Origin of the sequence: Aurantiacibacter sp. D1-12, from assembly GCF_028858515.1 — a bacterium.
Taxonomy (GTDB): domain Bacteria; phylum Pseudomonadota; class Alphaproteobacteria; order Sphingomonadales; family Sphingomonadaceae; genus Alteraurantiacibacter.
Genome location: NZ_JAPJZJ010000002.1, coordinates 237,847 through 261,440, shown reverse-complemented (window position 1 = coordinate 261,440; position 23,594 = coordinate 237,847). Strand labels below are relative to the sequence as shown.

The 23,594-nt window shown below is 59.6% G+C and carries 24 protein-coding genes and 1 tRNA gene; 16 read left to right on the top strand and 9 right to left on the bottom strand.

Annotation, left to right across the window (positions count from 1 at the left end; genetic code table 11):
* Positions 1-49: 49 nt before the first annotated feature.
* Positions 50-123: transfer RNA gene (locus OOZ52_RS05375), tRNA-Cys, on the bottom strand.
* 205 nt (positions 124-328) lie between these two features.
* Between OOZ52_RS05375 and OOZ52_RS05370 the strand changes: the two genes are divergently transcribed.
* Positions 329-613 carry a PilZ domain-containing protein gene (locus OOZ52_RS05370; RefSeq protein WP_274697477.1) on the top strand — a complete coding sequence of 95 codons (285 nt, stop codon included), beginning with the start codon at positions 329-331 and terminating at the stop codon, positions 611-613.
* On the opposite strand, the gene OOZ52_RS05365 is transcribed toward OOZ52_RS05370, so the two are convergent.
* Together OOZ52_RS05365 and OOZ52_RS05360 are read right to left on the bottom strand one after the other, a co-directional pair.
* Positions 568-1,338: a winged helix-turn-helix domain-containing protein gene (locus OOZ52_RS05365; RefSeq protein ID WP_274697476.1), complete on the bottom strand. Its 771-nt coding sequence runs from the start codon at positions 1,336-1,338 to the stop codon at positions 568-570. The genes OOZ52_RS05370 and OOZ52_RS05365 overlap by 46 nt on opposite strands.
* A 111-nt stretch (positions 1,339-1,449) precedes the next feature.
* The gene (locus tag OOZ52_RS05360) at positions 1,450-2,649 is read right to left on the bottom strand and encodes an LL-diaminopimelate aminotransferase (protein WP_274697475.1); all 1,200 of its coding nucleotides are present in this window, start codon (positions 2,647-2,649) and stop codon (positions 1,450-1,452) included.
* A 127-nt stretch (positions 2,650-2,776) separates the two neighbouring features.
* On the opposite strand from OOZ52_RS05360, the gene OOZ52_RS05355 reads away from it, so the two are divergent.
* From OOZ52_RS05355 to OOZ52_RS05330, 6 genes are all read left to right on the top strand, one after another.
* Positions 2,777-4,654: a PHA/PHB synthase family protein gene (locus tag OOZ52_RS05355; protein ID WP_274697474.1), complete on the top strand. Its 1,878-nt coding sequence runs from the start codon at positions 2,777-2,779 to the stop codon at positions 4,652-4,654.
* Between the two features lie 137 nt (positions 4,655-4,791).
* Entirely contained in the window at positions 4,792-5,634 is an 843-nt protein-coding gene (locus OOZ52_RS05350; RefSeq protein WP_274697473.1) for a phasin family protein, read from the top strand.
* Between the two features lie 160 nt (positions 5,635-5,794).
* Complete coding sequence (gene clpS / locus OOZ52_RS05345; RefSeq protein WP_274697472.1) at positions 5,795-6,175, top strand: ATP-dependent Clp protease adapter ClpS; 381 nt, start codon at positions 5,795-5,797, stop codon at positions 6,173-6,175.
* A gap of 130 nt (positions 6,176-6,305) precedes the next feature.
* Positions 6,306-7,544 carry an LptF/LptG family permease gene (locus OOZ52_RS05340; RefSeq protein WP_446698114.1) on the top strand — a complete coding sequence of 413 codons (1,239 nt, stop codon included), beginning with the start codon at positions 6,306-6,308 and terminating at the stop codon, positions 7,542-7,544.
* On the top strand, positions 7,534-8,631 hold the full coding sequence (gene lptG / locus OOZ52_RS05335; protein ID WP_274697470.1) for an LPS export ABC transporter permease LptG: 1,098 nt from the start codon (positions 7,534-7,536) through the stop codon (positions 8,629-8,631). Before OOZ52_RS05340 ends, lptG begins: the two co-directional genes overlap by 11 nt.
* A gap of 87 nt (positions 8,632-8,718) precedes the next feature.
* Complete coding sequence (locus tag OOZ52_RS05330) at positions 8,719-9,084, top strand: hypothetical protein (protein WP_274697469.1); 366 nt, start codon at positions 8,719-8,721, stop codon at positions 9,082-9,084.
* Positions 9,085-9,146: 62 nt separating this feature from the next.
* Here OOZ52_RS05330 and OOZ52_RS05325 read toward each other — a convergent pair whose 3' ends face one another.
* Complete coding sequence (locus tag OOZ52_RS05325; RefSeq protein WP_274697468.1) at positions 9,147-10,235, bottom strand: fatty acid desaturase family protein; 1,089 nt, start codon at positions 10,233-10,235, stop codon at positions 9,147-9,149.
* Positions 10,236-10,374: 139 nt separating this feature from the next.
* Between OOZ52_RS05325 and OOZ52_RS05320 the strand changes: the two genes are divergently transcribed.
* From OOZ52_RS05320 to OOZ52_RS05310, 3 genes are all read left to right on the top strand, one after another.
* On the top strand, positions 10,375-11,532 hold the full coding sequence (locus OOZ52_RS05320) for an N-acetyltransferase (RefSeq protein WP_274697467.1): 1,158 nt from the start codon (positions 10,375-10,377) through the stop codon (positions 11,530-11,532).
* 116 nt (positions 11,533-11,648) lie between these two features.
* Positions 11,649-12,044, top strand: a complete 396-nt coding sequence (locus OOZ52_RS05315; protein WP_274697466.1) for a response regulator — start codon at positions 11,649-11,651, stop codon at positions 12,042-12,044.
* A gap of 315 nt (positions 12,045-12,359) precedes the next feature.
* Positions 12,360-13,154 carry a response regulator gene (locus tag OOZ52_RS05310; RefSeq protein ID WP_274697465.1) on the top strand — a complete coding sequence of 265 codons (795 nt, stop codon included), beginning with the start codon at positions 12,360-12,362 and terminating at the stop codon, positions 13,152-13,154.
* Here OOZ52_RS05310 and OOZ52_RS05305 read toward each other — a convergent pair.
* A complete protein-coding gene (locus OOZ52_RS05305) occupies positions 13,151-14,518 on the bottom strand; it encodes an MATE family efflux transporter (protein WP_274697464.1) in 1,368 nt (455 codons plus the stop codon). The two genes, OOZ52_RS05310 and OOZ52_RS05305, sit on opposite strands and share 4 nt — an antisense overlap.
* Positions 14,519-14,699: 181 nt before the next feature.
* Here OOZ52_RS05305 and OOZ52_RS05300 point away from each other — a divergent pair, with 181 nt between their 5' ends.
* Positions 14,700-15,272 carry a (2Fe-2S)-binding protein gene (locus OOZ52_RS05300; protein WP_274697463.1) on the top strand — a complete coding sequence of 191 codons (573 nt, stop codon included), beginning with the start codon at positions 14,700-14,702 and terminating at the stop codon, positions 15,270-15,272.
* Between the two features lie 19 nt (positions 15,273-15,291).
* Here the strand turns inward: OOZ52_RS05300 and OOZ52_RS05295 are convergent, their stop codons facing one another.
* The gene (locus tag OOZ52_RS05295; protein ID WP_274697462.1) at positions 15,292-17,418 is read right to left on the bottom strand and encodes a TonB-dependent receptor; all 2,127 of its coding nucleotides are present in this window, start codon (positions 17,416-17,418) and stop codon (positions 15,292-15,294) included.
* A gap of 250 nt (positions 17,419-17,668) precedes the next feature.
* Between OOZ52_RS05295 and arsC the strand changes: the two genes are divergently transcribed.
* Together arsC and OOZ52_RS05285 are read left to right on the top strand one after the other, a co-directional pair.
* Positions 17,669-18,010 (top strand): arsenate reductase (glutaredoxin), encoded by a 342-nt coding sequence (arsC, locus tag OOZ52_RS05290; protein WP_274697461.1) that lies wholly within the window; start codon positions 17,669-17,671, stop codon positions 18,008-18,010.
* A 102-nt stretch (positions 18,011-18,112) separates the two neighbouring features.
* Positions 18,113-18,763 (top strand): class I SAM-dependent methyltransferase, encoded by a 651-nt coding sequence (locus OOZ52_RS05285; RefSeq protein WP_274697460.1) that lies wholly within the window; start codon positions 18,113-18,115, stop codon positions 18,761-18,763.
* Position 18,764: 1 nt separating this feature from the next.
* Here OOZ52_RS05285 and OOZ52_RS05280 read toward each other — a convergent pair whose 3' ends face one another.
* Positions 18,765-19,598 (bottom strand): hypothetical protein, encoded by an 834-nt coding sequence (locus OOZ52_RS05280; RefSeq protein ID WP_274697459.1) that lies wholly within the window; start codon positions 19,596-19,598, stop codon positions 18,765-18,767.
* A gap of 72 nt (positions 19,599-19,670) precedes the next feature.
* Here OOZ52_RS05280 and lipB point away from each other — a divergent pair, with 72 nt between their 5' ends.
* Entirely contained in the window at positions 19,671-20,354 is a 684-nt protein-coding gene (lipB, locus tag OOZ52_RS05275) for a lipoyl(octanoyl) transferase LipB (RefSeq protein ID WP_274697458.1), read from the top strand.
* The gene (locus tag OOZ52_RS05270; protein WP_274697457.1) at positions 20,351-20,668 is read left to right on the top strand and encodes a hypothetical protein; all 318 of its coding nucleotides are present in this window, start codon (positions 20,351-20,353) and stop codon (positions 20,666-20,668) included. The genes lipB and OOZ52_RS05270 overlap by 4 nt, the downstream gene beginning before the upstream one ends.
* Here the strand turns inward: OOZ52_RS05270 and OOZ52_RS05265 are convergent, their stop codons facing one another.
* Positions 20,669-21,565, bottom strand: coding sequence for an HpcH/HpaI aldolase/citrate lyase family protein (locus OOZ52_RS05265; protein ID WP_274697456.1), 897 nt, complete (start codon positions 21,563-21,565; stop codon positions 20,669-20,671). It abuts the gene before it with no gap.
* 110 nt (positions 21,566-21,675) lie between these two features.
* On the opposite strand from OOZ52_RS05265, the gene OOZ52_RS05260 reads away from it, so the two are divergent.
* On the top strand, positions 21,676-22,521 hold the full coding sequence (locus tag OOZ52_RS05260) for a DMT family transporter (protein WP_274697780.1): 846 nt from the start codon (positions 21,676-21,678) through the stop codon (positions 22,519-22,521).
* A gap of 42 nt (positions 22,522-22,563) precedes the next feature.
* On the opposite strand, the gene nadA is transcribed toward OOZ52_RS05260, so the two are convergent.
* Positions 22,564-23,550 (bottom strand): quinolinate synthase NadA, encoded by a 987-nt coding sequence (gene nadA / locus OOZ52_RS05255; RefSeq protein WP_274697455.1) that lies wholly within the window; start codon positions 23,548-23,550, stop codon positions 22,564-22,566.
* Between the last annotated feature and the right edge of the window lie 44 nt (positions 23,551-23,594).

The following is a 23,594-nucleotide window of genomic DNA, read 5'->3' as shown; positions in this document are numbered from 1 at the left end:
CGGCCCTTCACTGCGCGTATGCGGCTGTGCAACACGCTCTCAAAGGGAATGGAGGCCCGAGCCGGAATCGAACCGGCGTGCAAGGATTTGCAGTCCTCTGCGTAACCACTCCGCCATCGGGCCGGAAGGCGCGCCAACTAGCCTAGCCTGCAGCAAGGTGCAATGCCCAAGGTGTCAATTTTCGATATTGGCGGCCAATTCCCGATTATCACGGTAAATTCCGCCTTAACGCTGAATTCGAGCATCTGTTTAGCGGTTGGGATTTACGCCGGATTAGACGGATCGCTGATACACCGTCAGCACGCCAGGTTTTGAAAGGCCACACTTCATGGTTTCTGTCGCTGCAGAGAAGACGGAATTGCGCATCAAGTGTCGATCACGGCGCGGGATGAGTGCCGATCTGGAGGTGCTCGATATCTCTATCGGAGGCGCAATGGTCGAAGCCCGCGGCTGGACAGGCACTCCGGGTGACCGGGTGCTCGTCACGTTACCCGGGCTCAGCGCTCAGCCTGCTGAATTGGTCTGGAACGAGGATGGCCGGGCCGGAATCGCGTTCGAGCAGCCGCTTCACGAAACCGTGTTCGACAAGTTCGCTGCACAGCTGGTCGGTTGATCGGGGGCATCGCACGTCCAGCCTATGGCGCGCAGATAGCCGTCCAGCGCGTCACCCTCCGGAGGATCCTTTGCAAACATGAACGGGGCATCGTCTGACAGGCGGTATCCGCCATCGGTCGATGTTTCGACAATTTCCGAGGCGCCCGCACTCGCCAGTTTGGATCGTAGGCGCGAGATATGTACTTCCACGCTGTTGGTTTCGGGTTCGTGGTTGAGCCGCCAGACGTCTTTCAGCAGTTGTTGGCGCGACACCAGCTCCCCCGGTTTGTCCGTCAGGCGCCAGAGCACACCGAACTCGCGCGGGTGAAGGCCCAGCCACTTTGCCCCGCGTCTTGCGTCGCGGTGGAACAGATCAAGCGTGAGATTGCCGACATGGCGCCAGCGCGGCAGCATGCCGAACATATCGTTGACGCGGCGCACGCGCGCCAGCAATTCGGGCCCGCCGGTAAGTGCGGGTAGTGCTTCCGCGCAGCCCATGTTGAGCAGCTTCGCTCTCAAGGAAGGCTTCTCGACACCGATCATGATCAGCCGCCAGGCAGGACGGTCGGCTTCCGCAAGCGCCAATTGATCGTTGGATGAAAGCCCGCGTGTGTCACAAACAAGAACATGGTGGCAGTCCGCACGGCAGCCGTCGTTGCCGTGGCACAGGTGCCAGCCGTGCTGGCGCAAGTCCCACTGCGGTGGAGGTTCGGCCCCCGGTGCGATCCAGCCAAAAAATGGCAACTCTTACGCTCCCTGTCCCCTTGGCGACCATGTCAGACATTTCCGGGCATGAGCGCAAGTGCCCAATGCCACTTTGTTTTTCTGCAGGACAGATGGGGCAAAGCTTGAGGCCTAGGCCTCCGGCGCGCTCACGCCCATGCTCTGGAGATAGCGCTTGATGTTGCGCGCCGCCTGCCGGAGCCGCTGCTCGTTCTCGACCATCGCGATCCGCACAAAGCCTTCGCCATCCTCCCCATAGCCAACGCCGGGAGCCACCGCGACTTCAGCTTGGGTGAGCAATTGCTTGGAGAATTCGAGGCTGCCCATGTCCTTGAGCGCAGGCGGCAAGGGAGCCCATGCGAACATGCTCGCGGGCGGGGCGGGAATTTCCCACCCGGCGCGGCCGAATGCATCCACCATCACGTCACGTCGCTTGTGATACATCGCACGGTTTTGCTCGACATAGTCTTGCGGTCCGTTGAGCGCGGCACAGGCTGCGGCCTGAATAGGCGTGAAGGCACCGTAATCGATATAGCTTTTTACTCGCGTTAGGGCGGAGATCAGCGTGCGGTTGCCAACTGCAAAGCCCATCCGCCAGCCGGCCATGCCAAATGTTTTGGAAAGGCTGGTGAACTCGATCGCCACGTCCTTTGCGCCCTTGGCCTGCAGGATCGAGGGGGTTGGCTTGCCGTCGTAGTAGAGCTCTGAATAGGCGAGATCTGACAGGATCCAGACCTTGTGGAACTTGGCCCAGTCCACCAGCCGCTCGTAGAAATCGAGATCGACGACTTCAGCAGTGGGGTTGGACGGAAAATTCACCACCAACACGGTGGGGCGAGGGACGGTGAAATTTACTGCCTGCTCCAACGCCTTCCAATAGTTTTCGTCAGGCGTTGTCGGCACCGAGCGGATCGACGCGCCGGCGATGATGAAGCCAAAGGTATGGATCGGATAGCTGGGATTGGGGGCCAGGATCGTGTCGCCCGGTGCGGTGATCGCGGTGGCGAGGCTGGCGAGCCCTTCCTTGGAGCCAAGCGTGACTATGATCTCGCTTTCGGGGTCGAGTTCAACGCCCCAGCGACGCTCGTAATAATTGGCCTGGGCCTTGCGCAGGCCGGGAATGCCCTTGGATTGCGAATACCCGTGCGCATCGGGTTTCTGTGCCACTTCGCACAGTTTGTCGATCACGTGCTGTGGAGGCGGTTGATCGGGGTTGCCCATGCCCAGATCGATGATGTCGCGACCTTCCGCACGCGCGGCCGCACGCATCGCATTCACTTCTGCGATAACATAGGGCGGCAGGCGCTTGATGCGGTAAAAATCGTTGTCCATCGTCTCTTTCTTTGCTGGGCGTGGAATTATTGAGCGGTCAATGCAGCATCGTGCGCAATATCGCAACGCGTTCAATTCGTATGCGGATGCCTCCACTTTGTCGCAAAATGCGTTTAGAAGCGCCCCGATGGCAAAGAACGACGAAACCGGAACGGGTGGCGCGCAAGACGCGGCCGATATCTTCACCGAAATGCTTCGCATCCAGGGCGAGGCGGCGCGGCAAATGATGCAGGGCGTAGCGCCGGGCTCGGACACGCCCGTGCCCGATCGGCCCGCAATCGATGCGATGGGCGATGCCATGATGGAATTCCAGAAAACCTGGCTGCAGTTCTGCCTGCCCGAAGACCAGCGTACCGCGCCTATGCTGACGACGCCGTCCAACTGGCTGGACGCTATGCGCAAATGGTCCGAGACGATGCCGCTGCTCGATCCGGCCGGTCAGCAGCAGCTCTGGAACGAAGGGTTCGAGCTGTGGCAGAACGTGCTCGCCCAATTCTCTGGCGAAGGCGGGGAGGGTGACGACAAGCAATTGCCGCGCCGTGATCGCCGCTTTGCCGACAAGGCCTGGCGCAAGCAGCCGGTCTTCGCGCTGATCCACCAGACCTATCTGCTGATTGCCGAGCGTTTAAACGAGAAGGTCGACACCGCGGAGGGGCTGTCGGACGAAGACCGCAAGAACCTGCGCTTTGCCACGCAGAACGTGCTCGACGCGATGAGCCCCGCAAACTTCCCGCTGATGAATCCGGTCGTGCTCGAACGCACAGTGGAAAGCGGCGGCGACAACATCATGAAGGGACTGGAGCGGCTCTCCACCGATCTGGAAAACGGCCAGCTAACCCACACGGATACGAGCCAGTTCACCATTGGCGAGAATGTCGCGGCGACGCCGGGCAAGGTGATCCACGAAACCGAACTGTTCCAGCTGATCCAGTATTCGCCGACCACCGCTGAAGTATTCGAGACGCCGTTGCTGATCTTCCCGCCGTGGATCAACCGCTTCTACATCCTCGATCTCAACGCGAAGAAGAGCTTTGTGAAATGGGCAGTCGACCAGGGCATCACCGTTACGCTGGTGAGCTGGAAATCCGCTGATGAGACGCTGACGCATATCGACTGGGACGATTATTTCCTCGCGCAGATGGAAGCCATCGATGTCGTACGAGAACGGCTGAAGGTGAAAAGCGTCCACACCATCGGATACTGCGTGGCAGGTACCACGCTTGCCGGCACGCTGGCTGTGCAGGCCATGCGTGGCGAGGCCGACAAGGTAAAAAGCGCGACCTTCTTCACCGCGCAGGTCGACTTTACCCATGCCGGTGATCTCAAGCTGTTTGTCGATGACGGGAAGCTCGAGTTCATCCGGCAAGCGAGCAAGGGCGGCTATCTGGATGGGCGATACCTTGCGGCTACTTTCAACATGCTGCGCGGGTCTGATCTGATCTGGAACTATGTGGTGAACCACTATCTGCTGGGTGAGGACTATCCCGCGTTCGACCTGCTGTTCTGGAACGGCGATGTCACCAATCTACCGGCCAAGTGGCACGCCGCCTATCTGCGCGATCTCTATCGCGACAACCTGCTGGTCGAACCCGGCGCATTGGACGTAGGCGGAACTCCGATCGATCTGACACAGGTCAAGGTGCCGAGCTATGTGCAGGCTGGCCGCGAAGACCATATCGCGCCGCCCGAAAGCGTATGGAAGATCACCGAGCATTTCTCCGGCCCGATCCGCTTTGTGCTGGCGGGCAGCGGGCACATCGCAGGCGTGGTCAATCCGCCCGCGGCGGGCAAGTACCAGTACTGGACCAATGAAGGCGAATTCGACTCACTCGAGAGCTTCATCGAAGGCGCCACAGAAACTCCGGGGAGCTGGTGGCCGGACTGGCTGGCATGGCTCGAATCGCAGGACTCTAAGAAGGTGAAGGCCACAGGAGCGCGCAAGCCCGGCTCCAAGGCTAATCCGGCAATTGAAGATGCTCCGGGCAGATACGTAAAGACACGTTGAAACTCTAACGCGCTATATTATATCGAAAATCTCGCTTTTGTGCACTGCACAAAAATCCTTGACTTCGCACTTGCACAAACTTATATTGTGCAATGCAACAAAGGGTCAAAAGGGTTTGACCACGAAAGCGAGGAAACATGGCTCAGTCCAAGACCACCAGTTCTGACAGTGCCGAGAAGGCCTATGCCGCAGCGTCGGCAGAAGTGAAGCCTGCCAAGGCGAAGCTTGTGGACGCGCTGAAGGCTGACGCCGCAGAGAACACCGCCAAGAAGACGGTTCCTGCTGCCAAGGCACCCGCGAAGAAAGTTGCTGCCAAGAAGCCGGCCGCCAAGAAGGCTCCGGCGAAAAAGGCCCCGGCCAAGAAGGTGGCGGTGAAGAAAGCCGCTGCAAAGAAGGCGCCGGCCAAAACGGCAGCAAGTGTGAAGAAGGCTGCCACGAAGAAGGCAGCAGTGAAAAAGGTCGCTGTGAAGACCGCCAAGAAGGCCGCAGCGAAGACCAAGACAACAGTTACTCAACTCAAGGAAACCATCATGGCTACCAAGAACACCGATTACACCGCTGTAATGACCGAAACCATGACCGACGCGGTCAAGGAAATGCAGGATCGCGCTCAGTCTGCTTATGACAAGAGCACCGCAGCAATGACCGAAGCTACCGACTTCGCCAAGGGCAACGTCGAAGCTGTCGTCGAAAGCGGCAAGATCTTTGCAGAAGGCGTCCAGGCTTTCGGCAAGACCTATGCAGACGAAGCCAAGTCGGCTTACGAAACTGCAACGGCTGACCTGAAGGACATGGCTGCGATCAAGAGCCCGACCGAGCTGTTCCAGCTGCAGGGCAAGATCCTTCGCCGTAACTTCGATGCAATGGTTGCTGCCACTTCGAAGAACACCGACGCAGCTGTGAAGCTGGCTAACGACGCTGCTGCCCCGATTTCGGGCCGCGTGAACGTCGCCGCAGAAAAGCTCTCGAAGGTCGCCTAAGACTTCCGAGCAAATTCAGGCCGCCTCTCTCCTCTCCCTGGCGGCCAGAACGGGCCGGGCAGCGCAAGCTGTCCGGCCTGCTGCGTTTGGAGAACCTTAAACTTCTTCGCCGAGACCCCTTGCAGCTGTCCCTTCTGATACGATATTCGCTCCTCTTCCTATGACGCACCATCCCGATCCTGCTGGCCGCAACTGGGCCGTGACCGCTGCCGATGAAGGCAGCGATAATGGTGTGGATGAAGCCGAAGGGGAGACGGGCGTTGCGACCAAGACTCGCTCCAAGCCCAAGAAGCCCAGCCAGTACAAGGTGCTGATGCTGAACGATGACTACACGCCGATGGAATTCGTCGTGCTCGTTCTGAAGCGCTTTTTCCGCATGGATCTGGAGGAGGCCACCAGAGTGATGCTGCACGTCCACCAGCGCGGCGTCGGCATATGCGGCATCTTCCCCTATGAAGTCGCCGAAACCAAGGTGAACCAGGTGATGGATTTCGCCCGGGAGAACCAGCACCCGCTGCAATGCACGCTGGAAAAGGCGTAGGGCAGTGTCCGGGGGCTGACCCGGCGACTTTTTCCCGCTAAGGCCCTGTCAGTTCAACAACGAATTGCCGACCTTGTCCCGCTTCTTCACAGCCACAGACCGATATATCTTCCGGCTCACGATTGTGCCGATGATCGGTATTTTCATTCTGGCGGCCAGCCTGCTGCTGCTGGAGAAGATGCTGCGCCTGTTTGAATTTGTCAGCACCGAAGGCGGACCTATCGGCATCGTTTTTGAAATGCTGCTCAATGTCATTCCTGAATATGCGGGGCTGGCGATTCCGTTGGGATTGATGCTCGGGGTGCTGTTTGCCTTCCGCAAGCTGGCGATCAGCAGCGAACTGGACGTGATGCGCGCCGTTGGCCTGTCCTACACCCGGTTGCTGCGCGTGCCTTACCTCATCACTGTGTTCCTGATGGCAGTGAACTTTGCCATTGTCGGCTTTATCCAGCCGCAAGCACGCTTCGCTTACGAGGAAATGGAATTCGATCTGCGTTCGGGCGCGCTGGGCGCCTCGATCAAGGTGGGCGAGTTCAATGTCCTTGATGACCGCATGGCGCTGCGGATCGAGGGCAGCCGTGACGATGGCCGCCAGCTGGAAGGCATATTCGCCCGCTTTGCCGATGCAGAGGGGCAAGTGCTTTCGATCACCGCGCGCGAGGGACGCTTTCTGGCCAACGGCGAAGACCGCAACACCATCATCTTGCGGCTGGTTGACGGGACAATCGTGCACGAAGTAGCCGATGGTTCGCCGCGCGTGTTGAGCTTCAGCCGCCATGATTTGCCAATTGATCTGCCCGCGCTCGAACAGTTCCGCGAACGCGGCGAGGACGAACGCGAATATGTGATACCCGAATTGCTCGAAATCGGCTGGAGCCCGCAAAGCACCACTGCCGAGCGGGCCGCAAGCCAGGCGGCCTTCAACTACCGCATGGTGGAGGTCATCATGATGATCATGTTGCCGCTGCTGGCGGTGGCGCTGGCAATCCCGCCCAAGCGCTCGACCTCGGCGCTAGGCATCTTCCTCGCGATCGTGATCGTGGTCGCCTACCACAAGATAAACCAATACGGATCTGAGGTTGCAGCCATCGGTCAGCTCGATCCGTTCCTGGCGCTTTGGGGGCCGTTCGCAGTACTCTTCTCGATGATTGCCTGGATGTATTATCAGGTCGCCTTTGTACCGGGCGGGCAGGCGATCGGCTTCCTTGAGACATTCTACGCCAAGATCGGCCGTTTCGTGAGCCGGATTCTGGGCAAGAAGCGGTTAAAGGGCGTGGTGCCCGAAGGCGAGTTCAGGCAGGGCGACCAGGAAATGCAGCAAGCGGAAATGGAGGAAACGGATTGGGAAGGGGCACAAGGTGCTGCTTGATTTCTTCCCTTCCCGTCGGCTGACAATCTACCTCGCCAAGACGTTTGTGGTGCGCATTGTCGCGGTGCTGGCCATGCTGGTGCTCGTGCTGCTGATGCTCGATATGCTCGGCAAGACGGGCGATATCCTTGCGATTGATGGCAACGGCGAAGCCGAAATCTGGAAGTACGCTTCCCTACGCGGGCCGCAGCTTGTGGCGCGTTTCCTCCCCTATTCCGTGCTTCTCGCGACGATCATCACGCTTGCCGGACTGAACCAGAACTCTGAAGTGATCGCGATGAAGGCGGCAGGCCTCTCTGCGCACCAGATCCTCGCGCCATTATTGCTGATGGGTATGATTGTCGCTGTCATATCATTCGCATTTAATGAGAGAGTCGTTACACGCGCTTCGGCCACACTGAAGGCGTGGGAAGCGGTCGAATACGCCGCTGTGCCGGAAGATCCTGCGGTGCGCAGCAATGTCTATTTCAACGATGGGAACGACGTGCTTATGGCCGCTAACGCCTCAGGGCGCGCGGAGAACACCGTACTGACCGATGTCACGTTTTATGAGCGCGACGATGCCGGAATGATCACCCGGCAAGTAAGCGCCGGGCGCGCGACCTTTGCTGCGCCGGGCTGGCAGATGGACAATGCCGATGTCTTCGTGGTCAGCACTGCGCAGACGAGCGAACTGCCTCAGATCGTGGTCGCGCCCGGTGTCGAGATCGGTCAAGTCGAACTTCGCCGCGTCGATCCGGACGCAGAAACGCTGAGTGAGCTTTCACAAAGTATCGATGCGTTGCAATCGGCAGGCCGCCGCACCAGCGAGCTTGAGGCCAAGTGGTGGCACAAGATTTCCGGGCCATTGTCGGCTGTTCTCATGCCATTGCTCGGCGCTGTGGCGGGATTTGGTCTTGCGCGTTCAGGCAACCTCTTTATCCGCGCGGTTATCGGGATGGCGCTGGGCTTTGCCTATTTCGTGGTCGATAATGCCGCGCTGGCCATGGGCAGCTTCGGTGGATACCCGCCGCTGCTCGCTGCATGGGGACCGTTCTTCCTGTTTTTCCTGGTCGGAGAAACGGTGCTGATCCGCACCGAAGAGTGATTTTACGATTGTTGAATAGGCAATCCCGGGCTGGTCATCTAGAACGCGCGCGACCAGATTTCTGGCACAGACTTATTGGAGGACCCTATGAAAAAGACTTTCCTGGCCGGCATTTCTGCCGCTGCACTTCTCGCTCTTGGCGCCTGCGGATCGGAGACCGCAGAAGACGAAACTATGGCAGCCGAAGAAAGTGAAATGGCCGAAGCCGAAGATGGTGACGCGATGGCAGGTGACGCCGCGACCGATGGCGGCGATGCTATGGCTGCAGAAGGCGATGCTGCTGCAACCACCGATGCTGGCGACGAAAGCGGCGACGTGACTGTGAACGAAGAGGGCGTGACCGCCGATGTTGGTGGCGGCAACAGCGTCAGCATCAGTCGTGACGGCGTAAGCGCGGATGTTGAAGGTCACAGTGCCTCGATCAATCGTGACGGTGATGTGTCCGTCGACTGATCTGCTTAGCTTACAACACACTTACGAGAAGGGAGCGGCGCGTGATGCGTCGTTCCCTTTTTCTATACCTTCCGCTTGCGCATCGTGCTCTTGGCAATGCGCGCCACCAGCGGCCACATGCCGCTATGGCTGGCCTGATCGAATGTCGATCCTGCACCAAGGTGCGTGCTGATCCGTTTGTGTGCTTCATGCAGCGAATGATATGGTAGCGACGGCATGAGGTGATGCAGTGCGTGGTAGCGCAGGCCGACAGGCGCCCAGATGCCGGCGATCCAGTGCGGCACATTCACGCTATCGAGGTACTGCGCGGTCACGGTCATCGCTTCGCCGTCATTCTCCCACAAATGCGCGACAAGCGTGCGTAGCTGGTTGAATACAGCCACCGCAGCAGTGATTGCCGCTGCAATCAGCAGTGGTCGCCAGCCTAGCCAAAATGGCGTGGTCATCAGGAAAATCGCCCAGATACTCGCGCCGACCTGCTGGAACAGGAACCAGCTCCGCTCTTTCTCCTCGGCTGGGCGACGGCGAAAATCGGGGTTGATCGCCAGCGTTGATGCCCGTTCCCAAGCGAACTTGCGCACTGGCGGGATGATCAGCCCGAGCGGTGCGAGCACACCCCAGCGAATGACGAGAGCGACGGGGGCCAGCGCTGCCACCACCACGAACAGCGGCAAGCTCCACGGCTTCATCAGCGCTAGCGGCATATATTCGGGATCTTCTGCCGTGCCATATTGCGTGCGCTTGTGATGGATGCGATGCGGGCTGTCATACATCAGGCTTGGCGTCAGCATCGGTATGCCCACGAGCAGGTTCCACACAGTACGAAAGCCGGGCAGGGCATCGCGGTGAAGGTGGGAGATCTCGTGGATGAACAAGAGCGCGCGATACAGTGCGAAGACGGCTATGAACGCGCTTGCCCAGGCCATCCATGCGGTGTCCAGCAGGATTGCACCGGCCAGGGCTGCATAGCCTGTGAAGGCACTGATCAACATGTCGGGCCAATAAATCTCCGGCCGCGCGACATTGATATCACGGGTAAGTTCGGCGGCAGCGCGCAGCATATCCTTGTCATCAGGGATTTGCGCATGCACGCGGCGCTCTCCGGCACCGGGGCCAGGTTTTGCGTTTTCGGGAACGGTAGTCGCACTCATCGCGATAGAACTCTCGAACTGCCTTGTTTTGCCGGCCTTGCGCCGTGGTTTTCCGCCTTAGCCTATTTGCCGGGCGCTTGACATACCGCCTCAAGCACAAGCAGGGCTGCTGCATCATGAATGGCAAAGGGCGGGATTTGTGACCGGTCAAATAGAGATTACCCCCGTAACCGACAAGAGCGGCCTCAACGCATTTATCGATTGTGCTTATCGACTGAATGCAAGTGATCCCAACTGGGTGCCGCCGCTGCGTGCCGATATGGTTGAACTGCTCACGCCGGGGAAGAACCCTTTCCACGAGCACGCCAAGATGCAGCTGTTCCTCGCCAAGAGAGGTGGTGCAGTCGTTGGCCGCATTTCTGCACACTATGATGAGCTGGCGCTCGCCCAGCCACCCGAGCAGGGCATGGGGCCGGGCACTGGCAACTGGGGCCTGATGGAAGCCGAAGACGAAGCGGTGATGGCTGCGCTTATTGCCCGGGCGGAGGATTGGCTGCGCGAACAGGGGATGACCCGCGTTCTCGCACCGATCAGCCTCTCTGTGTGGGAAGAGCCCGGTCTGCTGGTAAAAGGCCACGATCATCCGCCGATGCTGCTGATGGGGCATCACAACGCTGCCTATCAGGGCTGGGTCGAGACGCAGGGTTACGAAACCGCCAAGCGGCTGTTCACCTATGATTTGCACAATGTGAAGGACGGTTTCCCCGAACTGGTCAACCGCATCGTCGCCTCCGGCGAGCGCAGCAAGAAGATCAATGTCCGTCCGGTCAACACGTCCGATTTTTCCGGGGAGACGAATATCATCCTCGGCATCCTCAACAGTGCATGGTCGAGCAACTGGGGGTTCGTGCCTTTCACCGAGACGGAAAAGGCCTATGGCGCAAAGAAGCTGAAACCGCTGATCCAGTCGGGTGCCAATATGATCGCAGAGGTGGACGGTGAGCCGGCCGCATTCATGCTCGCCTGGCCGGACATCAATCTCAAGCTGAAAGACTATGGCGGCAAACTCTTCCCGTTCAACTGGGCAAAGCTGTTGTGGTGGCTGCGCAACCCCACCGCGGAGAACTGGCGGGTGCCGCTGATGGGGGTGATTCCGAAGTATCAGAACACACGTCTTGCCAGCCAGCTCGCTTTCATGATGATCGAATATATCCGCCGCTACGCAACCCAGAACCACGGGGCAACGCGCGCCGAAGTCGGCTGGATTCTGGAGGACAACCAAGGGATGGTGGCGATTGCCGATGCTATCGAATCCCGGGTCAACCGGGAATACCGGATCTACACGAAGCAATTGTGATTCCCGGCTGATTTACCGGGAACCGTGCCGGGCCAAGCGGCGTTCGGGTAACGGATGCGATCATGCATCCGGAAGGACTTCGTTTGCTTGGTCGCGTTCATCAGAAGAAACACAAGATGAAACCACCCGCGCGTGTGCTGCTGGTGGAGGATGACGCCATCCTCGCGCTGGCTCTGGAAGATGCTCTCACCCGAGCCGGGACTAGAGACGTCGTCGTTTGCCAGACAATGAAGGCCACCATGCGCGAACTGCACGATGGCCCGCGGCCCGATGCTATTGTGCTTGATGTGCATCTGGCAGACCGGGATGATGGCTGGGCGATTGCAGAGCTGGTCACAGCGCTTGGTCCCAGGCCGCCCCGCATTGCCTTTTCTACCGGCTCGCCAGAGGACATTCCGACCGATATCGCCGAGATGGGCGTCACATTCGAAAAACCCTACGATCCGGATGAGCTGGTGAAGGCGCTCTGCATGCGCGACAAGGCCAGTCCCTTCGCGCTCCTCAAGCGCTAAAATTCCTCCCTGCACAGATCCCGCAAGTTTTGTCCGCTAAAAGTAAAAGGCCCCCACTCGGGGTGAGTGGGGGCCTTTCGGGATCGTATCACCGCCGCTTGGACGGGAGGGGGGTCTTGGCGGTGATACAAGCAGAATGCCCCGCCAAAAAAACTGTTCCCGTCAGATGCAAAAAAATTTGCAATGTTTTGTATGGGCAGGAAAAATATGGCTGTTGCCAGCGGTGGAAAGGTTTGCTTGGTGCGTGGAACCGCATGAAGAACCGGGCGTTCAAAGTCCGTTATCAAGCCGGACCAGTTACCGGAAAGGGATCATATGTCGATTGGGGCTGAAGTCGCCGCACACCTTCCATTCCTGCGTCGCTACGCGCGCGCACTCACCGGATCTCAGAAGACCGGAGATACGTTTGTTCAGGCGACGCTCGAAGCGGCGATCGCTGATGAAGCCCTGGCCGCAACGCTTCGGGAAGGCCGTGTCCCGCTGTACCGTGCTTTCAGCAAGCTCTGGGCCAGCGCCTATCTTGAGGTAGGGCAGCGCAAGAGCGTCGGCAGCGCGCATGAAGAGGCCGCACAGAGCCAGCTGAAGCGGATCACCCCGCTCAACCGTCAGGCGCTTCTGCTCACGACGGTCGAAGATTTCAGCAATGCCCAGGCGGCCACCATCATGGACATCGATGAAGCCGATGTAGAGGCGCTGGTGCGCGAAGCCATTGGCGAGATCGAGCGCGAAACCGCAACAAGCGTGCTGATCATCGAGGATGAGCCGCTGATTTCGATGCAGCTTGAAGACCTCGTCAAATCGCTGGGTCACGACATTTGCGGCACTGCAGCCACCCGTACGCAAGCGCAGGAAGTGGTTGCTGGCAACAAGCCGGGACTGGTGCTCGCCGATATTCAGCTGGCCGATGGTTCTTCAGGCCTCGATGCAGTGGATGACGTTCTTGAGATCACCAGCGTGCCGGTGATTTTCATCACGGCTTATCCAGAGCGTTTGCTGACAGGGGACCGGCCGGAGCCGACCTATCTCATCACCAAGCCGTTTCAGGAAAACACTGTCCGCGCAGCGATTAGTCAGGCGCTGTTCTTCGGCTCGAGCCGCCCTCTGGACTAGGCGCTTTGCTTGGGCGGGTTCTTCCACAAGACCCACCATGCCAGCGCTGCAGCGATCAGGCCGCCCAGCATGTTGGCGGCGAGTTCGGCATAATAGATCGCCTCTGTGCCCAGGGCAGCGCGCGCCAGCCACGCTATCGGGATCATCACCAGCAGCACGCGCGTGAGTGAAAGGGCGAGTGCGTTGGAGGCCTTGTCAATGGCATTCAGGGCACCGTTGACCACGATCAGCACACCGAATCCGGCATAGCCCCATACCGATATCGCAAGATAGTTGACCGTCGCGTCGAGGACTTGCGGCTCTTCGCTGAAGAGTTCTGCAAACCATCCCCGCGCAGCAAACAGGATCAGCGCCGCACCAAGACCGTATGCCAGGCAGAATGCGCCCGCCTGCACCAGCGCCAGGCGCGCCCGGTCAAACTGCTTCGCGCCCCAGTTCTGGCCTACTATTGAGCCTATCGATCCGGACAGCGCGAGCAATGGCACCACGGCGAGGCCCTGCAGGCGCCCGCCCGCGCCAAAGCCTGCAACGGCCGCCTGGCCCTCGATAGCCAAAAGTGAAGTCAGCACAGCAAGACCTGCCGGATTGATCGAATTGGTAAAGGCCGCAGGGCCGGCAACACGTGAAATCGCGCCAAGCTGTGTTTTCCAGTCGCAATTGCGCGTTGCTGCAAGGTCGAACGGCAGATGGTGTTTCCCGAGCAGGTAGAAGGCGGTCATGATGGCGATCACCCAACCGCCCAGCGTCGCATATGCTGCTCCCGCAACGCCGTATCCGGCAAAGCCGAACGCGCCGGTAATCAAAATGGGATCGAGCACCCAGTTGCCGATGGAATAAACGATCAGGACAAGCGTGTTGCTCTTGGCGGCGCCTTGACCGCGCAAGACCCCATTCATTGCCATCATCGCGATCATCAGCGGAAAGCCGAGTGCGAACGGTGCCATGTACTCGTCGATCAGTGGCAGGATCGCCTCGTCCGCCTGCATCAATGCAAAGAGCGGCTGGCGAAGCGCAAACAGGGTTAGGCCGATGAGAATGCCCGCAACCACGCCAAGCACGATACCGACATTGGCGCGGGCATGGGCACGTTCATCATCGCCTTCACCCAGCGCGCGGGCCACGACCGAGTTGATGCCGACCATCACGCCCACACCGAGACTGGAGAGCGCCGTGGTGACAGGAAAGATAAAGCTGATCGCGGCAAGTTCCGGCCCGCCCAGCTGGCCGACGAAATAGGCATCGATCACGCCTACAGACATGATCGCTGCCACGCCAATGATCGCTGGTGTGGTCTGACTCACCAGGTGCCCGGCTATGGAGCCTCTTGCCAGCTTTGCCTTGGCGTTGTCGGGAGCGTCGGCCATGGAATTCCTTGGGGACGTGGCGGGAATAGCCACCCTGCGGCACTAGCAGCTGTGTGTCACCGATCAACCATGCGGCAAATCGGGTGAAGAGCATTGTCACCTACTCGACATTGGACCGCGCCTTCGCAAGATAGGTGAAAGCAGGGAGTATTTGGCTCCAACAACGAAAGGCGATGCCAAGATGCCCGCGATGACTGTCAATGACAGGCCGGTCAGCTTCGATATGGACCCTGAGACGCCGCTTCTCTGGGCACTGCGCGATGCCGCCAATCTGGCCGGCACGAAATACGGCTGCGGTGTCGGTGATTGCGGTGCCTGCATGGTGCTGGTGGACGGCGAAGCGCTGCGTAGCTGTCTGGTGACTATTGCAGAGGCAGAAGGCCGCTACATCACCACCATAGAAGGCCTGAGCCGCGATCGTTCGCATCCGGTGCAGCAGGCGCTGGTGGCAGAGCAGGCGATCCAGTGCGGTTTCTGCACGCCGGGAATTGCAATCGCCGCCGCCTCGCTCATCCGGCGCAACCCCGATCCCAGCGAAGAAGATATTCGCGAAGCCATCCCCAACCTGTGCCGGTGCGGCGTCTATCCGCGGCTGATCGCTGCTGTGCAAAGGGCAGGCCGTGTTACCCGTCGCCGCGAAACGATTAGCGCCGCGCCTGCACCGGGGATCGACCCTGCAGACGCGGCGCGTGCCGTCCCTGCCATGTCCGCCGGTGGGGAAGCGGAGGCCGAGAGCGGCGGGGCCGAAGAGTAGATCGCCGGCCCCTGGGGGATCAGAACCTTCCTGTAATCGCGAAGCGTGCGTTGATTGGCGCGCCAACGCTCGCCTGATGCGTGCTGTGCGATGTCGGGAAGTAGAGCGTGTCGGTCAGGTTTTCGACATTCACCTGCAAGCGCCAGCCATCGCTGACGTTGAAATAGGCTGATGCATCGACGCGGGTATAGGCAGGAAGCGTCGGGCGCACGGTCACGGTGTCACCATTCGTGCCGGTGTAGGTGACGTTGCCGTTGGTGATGAAGCTGTCGCCCTGATGCGTTAGGCCGATGCCAAAGCCGAAGCGATCGGTGACAGATACCTGGTTCCAGATCGAGAAAGTGCTTTCGGGCAGCTCGCGCGGACGCAGGCCTTCGTTGCCAAAGGCATCGACCTGAGCTCCGTCCAGGTAGCTGTAGCCTGCCGAAATGAACCAGCCTTCTGTCACTTCACCGCGCAATTGCAGCTCGAAACCCCGGATGTTGGAATCGATCACGTCGAGCGTGGTCGGGTCGTTGTCGTTGGGCTGCGGCGAGCTCTGCTCGATATCGAACACCGCGGCTGTCAGGCTGAGACCGCTCATGAAGTCCCACTTCACGCCTGCTTCAAGGTTGGTGAAAGTGTCAGGCGCCAGAGCATTGGCATTACCATTGATATTGGCGAACTGCTCGCCCGAACGCGGCAGGAAGGTCTGCGAATAACTGGCGTAGATGGAAATATTCTCCATCGGCTTGATGATCACGCCGCCACGCGGGGAAAGCTCCTCGTCCCTACGCGTGCGCACCTCGTTCGCCACCACATTGTTCACTTCGATATCGAAACTGTCATAGCGCGCGCCCACGATCAGGTGCAGCCAGTCAGTCACTTCGATCTCGTCCTGGATGTAGAGCGAGAAGACATCGAGCGTGGCGCGCGTATCGTCGTTGAGGTCTGCGGTGAAATCGTTGGTCGTGGTCACGCCAGCGGGATCGGTCGAAAAGCCTATGCCAGTACCGTTTACCAACATCAGCGGCCGCGCGATGGCAAAAATTTCGTTGTCGTCGGACGTCGTGTCCCAGAACGCATTGAAGCGATCCTGGTCGGATGATGTGTGGATGTACTCACCACCGAAAATTACCGTGTGGTGCAATGATCCGGTGTCGATTTCTCCGATAAGGTTGCCTGACAGGATCAGGTTCTGCCGCTGTGTAGTGTCAACATAGCCGTCCAGCGTGACACGGTCGGGTGCCGTCAGCGGATTGTAACCCGAGGCGTAGAAGTTCGAATAGAGCTTGTCGTAATCGCCATAGAATGCGCTGAAAACGCCCTTCAGATTGTCGCCAAACTGGTGCTGCAGGTTGGCGCGCAGGATATGGGCTTCAAGCGTGGTGAAGTTCAGATCAGGGTCGCCGAAAACCACATCCTCGAAAGCTTCAACAGGGCGTCCGTCGGCGCCGGTCACGATGCCGCGGTCAATGAAACGTTCGTGGTCGGCAAATTCGTAAGACAGGTCGAGCACGGTGTTATCACCAAGCTGGACACGCGCGGTCGGATTGATGCCGATGCGTGTGCCGTCGTAGAAGTCGCGGTGGTTGTTGAGCTCTTCGAAAGAGGCGTTCACGCGGAATGCGGCGTTATCCGCAACGGCGAAATTCAGATCCGCTTGCGCGCTGAATGCACCAAATGTGTCGAGTGCAACCTGGCCGCCGGCGAATGTCTCTCCAAGCTCGCCCTTCTTGGTGACGCGGTTGAGAATACCGCCCGCGCCGCCGCGACCGAACAGCAGCGCGTTGGGGCCGCGCAGGATCTCCACCTGCTCCAGATTGTAGAGGCTGCGATAGTACTGCACATCATCGCGCACACCATCGATGAAGAAGTCTGCAGTCGAGCGTACGCCGCGGAAGACGATCGCATCGCGGTGGCCTTCGCCTTGCGAATTGCTGACGCCTGGCGTGTAATCGACCAGCTGCCCGATGGTGGTGAAGCCGCGCGCCTCGATTTCCTCATTGGTGATGATCGAAAGACTTTGCGGCACGTCGATAATGGGGGTGGGAGTGCGCAGGGCGTTGACCTGGTCGCTGTAAAGAACCTCACCCTCGACGATGATGGGATCGCCCATATACTCCGGAACTGTGTCGGAGCCGGCTTCTCCAGCTGCATCGGTCATAGGCAGCATAGCGCTATTATCCTGCGCTGCGGCAGGGATGGAAATAGCAGCACTTGCGAGCAGGGCGGCGGTGTAACGGATGGGAATTCTCCTACGAATCAAAACGCGCCAATCGCTATTGCGAGTGACTTGCAAGAAGCTTTATTGAGAATGATTATCAGTGGCAACAGTAAATCTGCACTTGGCCGTATTTTCTTTGCGCGCTAGTCGCCACAGCGACACTTTTTGCCGAATACAGGAGCACGCACCCATGAAAGCGACCATCTGGCACAATCCCAAATGCGGCACTTCGCGCAACACGCTGGCGATCCTGCAGGAGCGCGGTGTCGATGTGACTGTGGTGGAATATCTCAAGAACCCGCCAAGCCGGGAAAAGCTCGCGCAGCTCTATAAGGATGCCGGGCTTGACCCTGCTGCAGCTCTGCGCATTCGCGGGACCGATGCCAAAGAACGCGGACTGACAGAGGCGGACGCCGATACCGTACTTGATGCGATGGCCGCAGACCCCATTCTGATCGAGCGGCCTCTAGTGGAAACCGACAAGGGCGTGCGGCTCTGCCGGCCCAAGGAAACGGTTGAAGAGATTCTCTGAAGTCTGTCCACCAGCCGTTTCCGATAATCGACCAACGACCTTGCATTCCCGGGCTACGGATGCGAGGCCTCTGTAAAATGCTGCGGGGTTTGGGCAAAACGTATGAAAAGCAATGATCTGGCACAATCGCGACGATTGAGCCTCAAAGCGCGTCTCAAGCGAGTTCTCGGCCCGGCGGGCGTGTTCTTCCGCGGTTTTCTGGAACACCCGCGCATGGTCGGGTCGGTCATCCCGTCATCGCGAACCACGATCAATGCCATGCTCGATCCGCTCGATTGGAGCGATTGCAAGCTGTTCGTCGAATACGGACCGGGCGTTGGCACCTTCTGCCCGCATATCCTTGATCGACTGCCGCGCGGCGGGGAGTTGCTGGTGATCGATACCAACCCGCTGTTCATCGACTATTTGCGTAAGACTTTCGGCGATAGCCGCTTCCACGCAGTGCTCGGCTCTGCCGAGAATGTGGAAGAGATCGTCAAATCGATCGGCCACGAAAAGGCCGACTATGTGATTTCCGGCCTGCCGTTCTCCACTCTGCCCGATGGGGTGGGGGAGAATATAACTGCCGCCACGTATCGCGTGATCCGCGAAGGCGGCGCATTCCTAACCTACCAGTTCAAGGGCGCGGCGCGGGATCTCACCGCCAAGCACTTCCCGCGCGTTGAAACGGGTTTTGTCTGGCGCAACATTCCGCCCTGCATCCTCGCCTGGGGCTGGAAGGATGCGGCCTCAGCAGACGAAACGCAGGCTTAGGCTACTCGAACGTTTCCACCACATTGTCGCCTGCGCTACCGGTCAATTGCCGGTGTACGGCGGCCAGTACGGCCATCATGACAGATGCAGTCACCATGTTGATCAGCGACCCACCGATGCCGCCAGCGAACAGGCCAACCTGATCGCCCATGATGGCGAAGACCGAGAACACCATCCCGGAAATGGCACTGATCACGATGAGAACGAGCAGCAACAGCAGATAGAAGGCAAACAGGCGCAGCGAATTGCCCTTGGTAATCTGCCAGGATCGTTGCAGCACGGTGACGGGGTTCAACTGCTTCTCGATCGCGATGACTGGCGATGAGAGCGAGAACTTCACCATCACATAGATCACCGCCACAAAGGCAACCAGACCGAGCAGTGCGGCCACGGCCGGCGCGATCAGCGCCCCCAGCATGATCGGTAGCAGGAACACGGCAGCCAGGATTACCGCACTGAGCAGTTGCGCCCCGATGTAGGTGGGCAGACCCTTCAGTCCGAAGCCCAGCGCTTCGCCCACCGTCGGTCTCGATTTGTCGGTCAGCAAGGCGAGCAGTCCGAGTACACCCACAGCCTGAACAAGAGCCAGCGGGATAAATATCCACCAGATGCCGGCGTAAAGCTCGCCCATCATCTGCAGCATTGCTTCGGGATTGTCGGCCGGGGCGCTACCCATCATCGCCTCGATCTCGGTCGATTGCGGCATCACCAGCGTGGCGATCAGATTGGGCAGGAAGAAAAATACCCCTGCGACCACGGCAATCACGTTCTTGTTCGCCGAAAGCATCGCCACGGCCTGGTTCCACGCTTGCCCCATATCCAGCTTGGTATTCATGCTGACCCCTAAATTTCGTAAGTCGAGGCTTGATAAGCCGCGCAAGCATCGCCACGCAACACTTGCTTGATCATGACCGACACTATTCCCACCCATTTGCCGCAAGATATCGAGTGGCGCCGCTCTGCCGGGCAGACGCCTTATCGCGCGGCGATGGAGGAGCAGGAGCAGCGCAACACCGCGATTGGCAAGGGCCAGGCGAGCGAGCTGGTATGGATGCTGGAGCACCCGCCAGTCTACACCGGAGGCACCAGCGCGGATGTGGCCGAACTCGTCGATCCGCGGTTCGAGGTGGTCGAAACGGGCCGGGGTGGTCGCTACACCTACCATGGCCCGGGGCAGCGGGTGACCTATGTCCTGCTCGATCTGGCACGGCGCAATCGAGATGTGCGCAACTTCGTCCATGCGATGGAAGACTGGGTGATCGCAACGCTCGGCGATTTCGGGGTAGAGGCGTGGTCCGTGTGTGACCGCGTGGGCATCTGGACCAAAGGCAAGGACGGGGCCGAGGCCAAGATCGGTGCTATCGGCGTTCGTGTGCGGCGCTGGGTGACGATGCACGGTTTTGCCGTGAACATTTCGCCTGATCTGTCGCACTTCTCCGGCATTGTGCCCTGCGGTATTGCTGAATTCGGCGTCACCAGCCTTGCCGATCTTGGTCTTGCGGTTACGCCCGAGCAGTGGGATGAAGCCTTGCTGGAGCGCGCCGGACAATTCCTCGCCGCGCTGGAGAAGCAGGAGACCGAGGAAGCATGAGAAAATCATTCGCCATTCTGGCCGCACCTGTCGTTCTGGCGCTGGCCGCATGCGGAGACGATCCTGCACCTGTGGAAGGTGACGAGAACCGCGAGGCAAGCGGCGAAGTGCTCGAAGGCTCGATCAGCGATGGCATGATCCCGCTCGACGAGTTGCAGTCCCAGGCACCGCTCGCCGCGCCTGAGCCTGGAGAAGACGGCGAGGCTTCCTCTGAGGATGCCGATCAGGCTGCCGCAGGGGACCCGGACCCGGAACCTGTCGCGCAAGAGCCCGCTGAACCCGAGCCCGCGGCGGAACCGGAGTCGGTTGAATAACTAACCTGCGTTGGCGTTGGCGAGCAGTTTGCGCGCTTGTTCCAGATGCGGTTGGTCGACCATTTTGCCGTCCAGCTGCAGCGCCCCGACGCCGGGGTTGTCTGCGAACAGGTCGACAATCGCCTGCGCCTCCGCGAGCTCTTCCTCGCTCGGGCTAAAGGCTTCGTTGATAATGGGGACCTGCGCAGGATGGATTGCCATCATTCCCGAAAACCCGTCCTGATAGCTTTCGCGGGCAACGCGCTTCAGCCCTTCTTCATCGCGGAAATCGGCGTGTAGCGTATCGATGGCAGCAACGCCTGCTGCGTGGGCAGCGAGCAGTGTTTGCGAACGGACCATGCGGAACAGGTCAGTCCAGCGGCCGCTTTCGTCACGCTTGCGACTGGCGCCAATGGCAGCGGAGAGGTCCTCTGCCCCCCATGTCAGCCCCGAAAGGCGAGGGAGCTCATGATCGGCGCGGCCATAGTCGGCAATCGCATTGGCGGCGACCGGTGTCTCGCTCACGATAGGCAATAGCTGCGTCGTACCAGGCGTAGTGCCGTTGCGCGGTTCCAGCTCGTAGAGGACGCTTACAAGGCGGCGTAGCTTCTCGGGCCCTTCTGCCTTGGGCACCATGATGCCATCCGGTTTGCCGGGTAATGCAGCTTCGACGTCGTATTGCCACAGCGGCGTATCGAGTGGGTTGATCCGCACCCAGATCTGCGGGCCGCCATCCTTGTTTGCTACGCTTCGTTGGCTTTCCAGCCATTCACGGGTTGTCGCGCGGGCGCCTTCTTTCGCCTGCGGAGCGACGGCATCTTCAAGATCGACGATCACCACATCGGCGCCCAGCGATGTCGCCTTGGCCAGTTTGCGCTCGCTATCGCCCGGAACAAACATCCAGCTGCGTATCGGCAATTGTGTTCTCCACTCAACTTTTGTGACTTGTCCTATAGCCAAGATTGCAGGCGCGCTAGGGGAGAACCGTGGACAAGGAAGAGACCTCGATTCGCAGCCAGGTGCTGCCGATGGCCGCGCTGATTGGCGGCAATGTCGCGCTTGCGCTTGGACCATGGCTGGTTCGGCTAGCGGACAGCGGTGCCGTGTCCGCAGGGTTCTGGCGCGTTGCGCTGGCCTTGCCTTTCCTTGCGCTAATGGCGCGCGTGAACGGTCAGCGCATGACCGGCATGAGCCGCAAGATGGTGCTCGCCGTTCTGGCAGGCGGCGTCTTCTTCGGTTTCGACATTGCCAGCTGGCATATAGGTATCGGCGATACGCGGCTGGCCAATGCAGTCTTGTTTGGCAATTCAGGTAGCATCATCCTCATGTTGTGGGCCTTTATCGCGCTGCGCCGCTTGCCCCACGGTCGCGAATGGCCAGCGATTCTCGCGGCAACCACGGGCGCGGCAATCCTGCTGGGCCGATCGCTAGAGATATCGCAGACCAATCTGGTAGGGGACCTGTTCTGCCTGCTGGCGGGGCTGCTTTATGCAGGATACCTGCTGATCCTGCAGGATGCGCGCAAAGAGCTGGGGAGCTGGAGTCTGCTTACTCTGGCAGGCCTTGCCAGCGCCCCCGTTCTGCTTGGCACTGCGCTGGTGCTGGACGAGCCCGTCTGGCCAACCGACTGGACTCCGCTGATCGTGCTGGCATTCTCCAGCCAGCTGGTTGGGCAGGGGTTGCTCGTCTACGCGCTGCGGCATTTCCCGCCATTGGTGATCGGCATAGCCCTGCTGACCCAGCCTGCCGTCGCGGCGGTAGTGGGGTGGTTCGTGTTCGATGAAGTGCTGGTGCCGCTCGACTTCGTCGGCATCGCTCTGGTCGGAAGCGCGCTGGCGCTCGCGAAAGCTACGACACCGCGCGTACGGGCTTAGCGAACAGATCGCTAATGACTGCCGCCGACACAATGGGGAGCATTACGCCCGCCCCAAGTCACCTTTGCCAATAGTCCCCGCGGCCATTTCCAGCATCTTGTCGAGGCTCTTCTTCGCGTCGAGGCGGAGTTGTTCTTCGATCTCGATGCGCGGTTCGAGATCGCGCAGGCAGAGGTAGAGCTTTTCCATGTTGTTGAGCGCCATGTACGGGCAGATGTTGCAGTTGCAGTTGCCGTCCGCACCCGGTGCCCCGAGGAAAGTCTTCTCGGGCAGCGCCTTTTCCATCTGGTGGATGATGTGCGGCTCGGTCGCGACGATCAGCGTGTCACCTTCAAAGGTCTTGGCGAACTGCAGGATCGAGCTGGTTGAGCCCACGTGATCGGCATGGTCGATGATGTGCGGCGGGCATTCAGGGTGCGCGGCAATCGGCGCATCAGGGTGCTGCGCCTTGAGCTTCAGAAGCTCTTTCTCGCTGAACGCCTCGTGCACGATGCACACGCCCGGCCACAGCAGCATGTCGCGGTTGAACTTGCGGTTGAGATAGCCGCCAAGGTGGCGGTCCGGCCCGAAGATGATCGGCTGGCTTTCGGGGATCTGCGAGAGGATCGTTTCGGCGCTTGAGCTGGTCACAATCACGTCCGACAAGGCTTTCACCTCGGTCGAGCAGTTGATGTACGTCAGAGCGATGTGATCGGGGTGCTTCTCGCGGAAAGCCTTGAATTTTTCCGGCGGGCAGCTGTCTTCCAGCGAGCAGCCGGCATCCATATCGGGCAGTACAACGATCTTTTCGGGACTGAGGATCTTCGCCGTATCTGCCATGAACTTCACGCCACAAAAGGCGATGACATCGGCATCCGTCTCGGCTGCCTTTTTGGACAGTTCCAGCGAGTCCCCGACGAAATCGGCAATGTCCTGCAATTCCGGCTTCTGGTAATAGTGCGCCAGGATCACGGCATTGCGCTCTTTGCGCAGGCGATCGATCTCTTCGCGCAGGTCAACTCCGGCAGGAATAGCGGTCTGGTCAGTCATTTGGGGCCCCGAATAGTTGGCGTTTGGTCGCTTATAGGCGGTCT

What these genes read in the sequence shown, in the direction of transcription:
- OOZ52_RS05360 (WP_274697475.1), bottom strand. Translation starts at nt 2,649, where the DNA reads ATGGACAACGATTTTTACCGCATCAAGCGCCTGCCGCCCTATGTTATC.
- OOZ52_RS05315 (WP_274697466.1), top strand. Translation starts at nt 11,649, where the DNA reads ATGAAACCACCCGCGCGTGTGCTGCTGGTGGAGGATGACGCCATCCTC.
- OOZ52_RS05285 (WP_274697460.1), top strand. Translation starts at nt 18,113, where the DNA reads ATGAAAAGCAATGATCTGGCACAATCGCGACGATTGAGCCTCAAAGCG.
- OOZ52_RS05280 (WP_274697459.1), bottom strand. Translation starts at nt 19,598, where the DNA reads ATGAATACCAAGCTGGATATGGGGCAAGCGTGGAACCAGGCCGTGGCG.
- lipB (WP_274697458.1), top strand. Translation starts at nt 19,671, where the DNA reads ATGACCGACACTATTCCCACCCATTTGCCGCAAGATATCGAGTGGCGC.
- OOZ52_RS05340 (WP_446698114.1), top strand. Translation starts at nt 6,306, where the DNA reads ATGATCGGTATTTTCATTCTGGCGGCCAGCCTGCTGCTGCTGGAGAAG.
- OOZ52_RS05355 (WP_274697474.1), top strand. Translation starts at nt 2,777, where the DNA reads ATGGCAAAGAACGACGAAACCGGAACGGGTGGCGCGCAAGACGCGGCC.
- OOZ52_RS05370 (WP_274697477.1), top strand. Translation starts at nt 329, where the DNA reads ATGGTTTCTGTCGCTGCAGAGAAGACGGAATTGCGCATCAAGTGTCGA.
- OOZ52_RS05325 (WP_274697468.1), bottom strand. Translation starts at nt 10,235, where the DNA reads ATGAGTGCGACTACCGTTCCCGAAAACGCAAAACCTGGCCCCGGTGCC.
- OOZ52_RS05310 (WP_274697465.1), top strand. Translation starts at nt 12,360, where the DNA reads ATGTCGATTGGGGCTGAAGTCGCCGCACACCTTCCATTCCTGCGTCGC.
- nadA (WP_274697455.1), bottom strand. Translation starts at nt 23,550, where the DNA reads ATGACTGACCAGACCGCTATTCCTGCCGGAGTTGACCTGCGCGAAGAG.
- OOZ52_RS05305 (WP_274697464.1), bottom strand. Translation starts at nt 14,518, where the DNA reads ATGGCCGACGCTCCCGACAACGCCAAGGCAAAGCTGGCAAGAGGCTCC.
- OOZ52_RS05270 (WP_274697457.1), top strand. Translation starts at nt 20,351, where the DNA reads ATGAGAAAATCATTCGCCATTCTGGCCGCACCTGTCGTTCTGGCGCTG.
- OOZ52_RS05295 (WP_274697462.1), bottom strand. Translation starts at nt 17,418, where the DNA reads ATGACCGATGCAGCTGGAGAAGCCGGCTCCGACACAGTTCCGGAGTAT.
- OOZ52_RS05260 (WP_274697780.1), top strand. Translation starts at nt 21,676, where the DNA reads ATGGCCGCGCTGATTGGCGGCAATGTCGCGCTTGCGCTTGGACCATGG.
- OOZ52_RS05330 (WP_274697469.1), top strand. Translation starts at nt 8,719, where the DNA reads ATGAAAAAGACTTTCCTGGCCGGCATTTCTGCCGCTGCACTTCTCGCT.
- clpS (WP_274697472.1), top strand. Translation starts at nt 5,795, where the DNA reads ATGACGCACCATCCCGATCCTGCTGGCCGCAACTGGGCCGTGACCGCT.
- OOZ52_RS05350 (WP_274697473.1), top strand. Translation starts at nt 4,792, where the DNA reads ATGGCTCAGTCCAAGACCACCAGTTCTGACAGTGCCGAGAAGGCCTAT.
- arsC (WP_274697461.1), top strand. Translation starts at nt 17,669, where the DNA reads ATGAAAGCGACCATCTGGCACAATCCCAAATGCGGCACTTCGCGCAAC.
- OOZ52_RS05300 (WP_274697463.1), top strand. Translation starts at nt 14,700, where the DNA reads ATGCCCGCGATGACTGTCAATGACAGGCCGGTCAGCTTCGATATGGAC.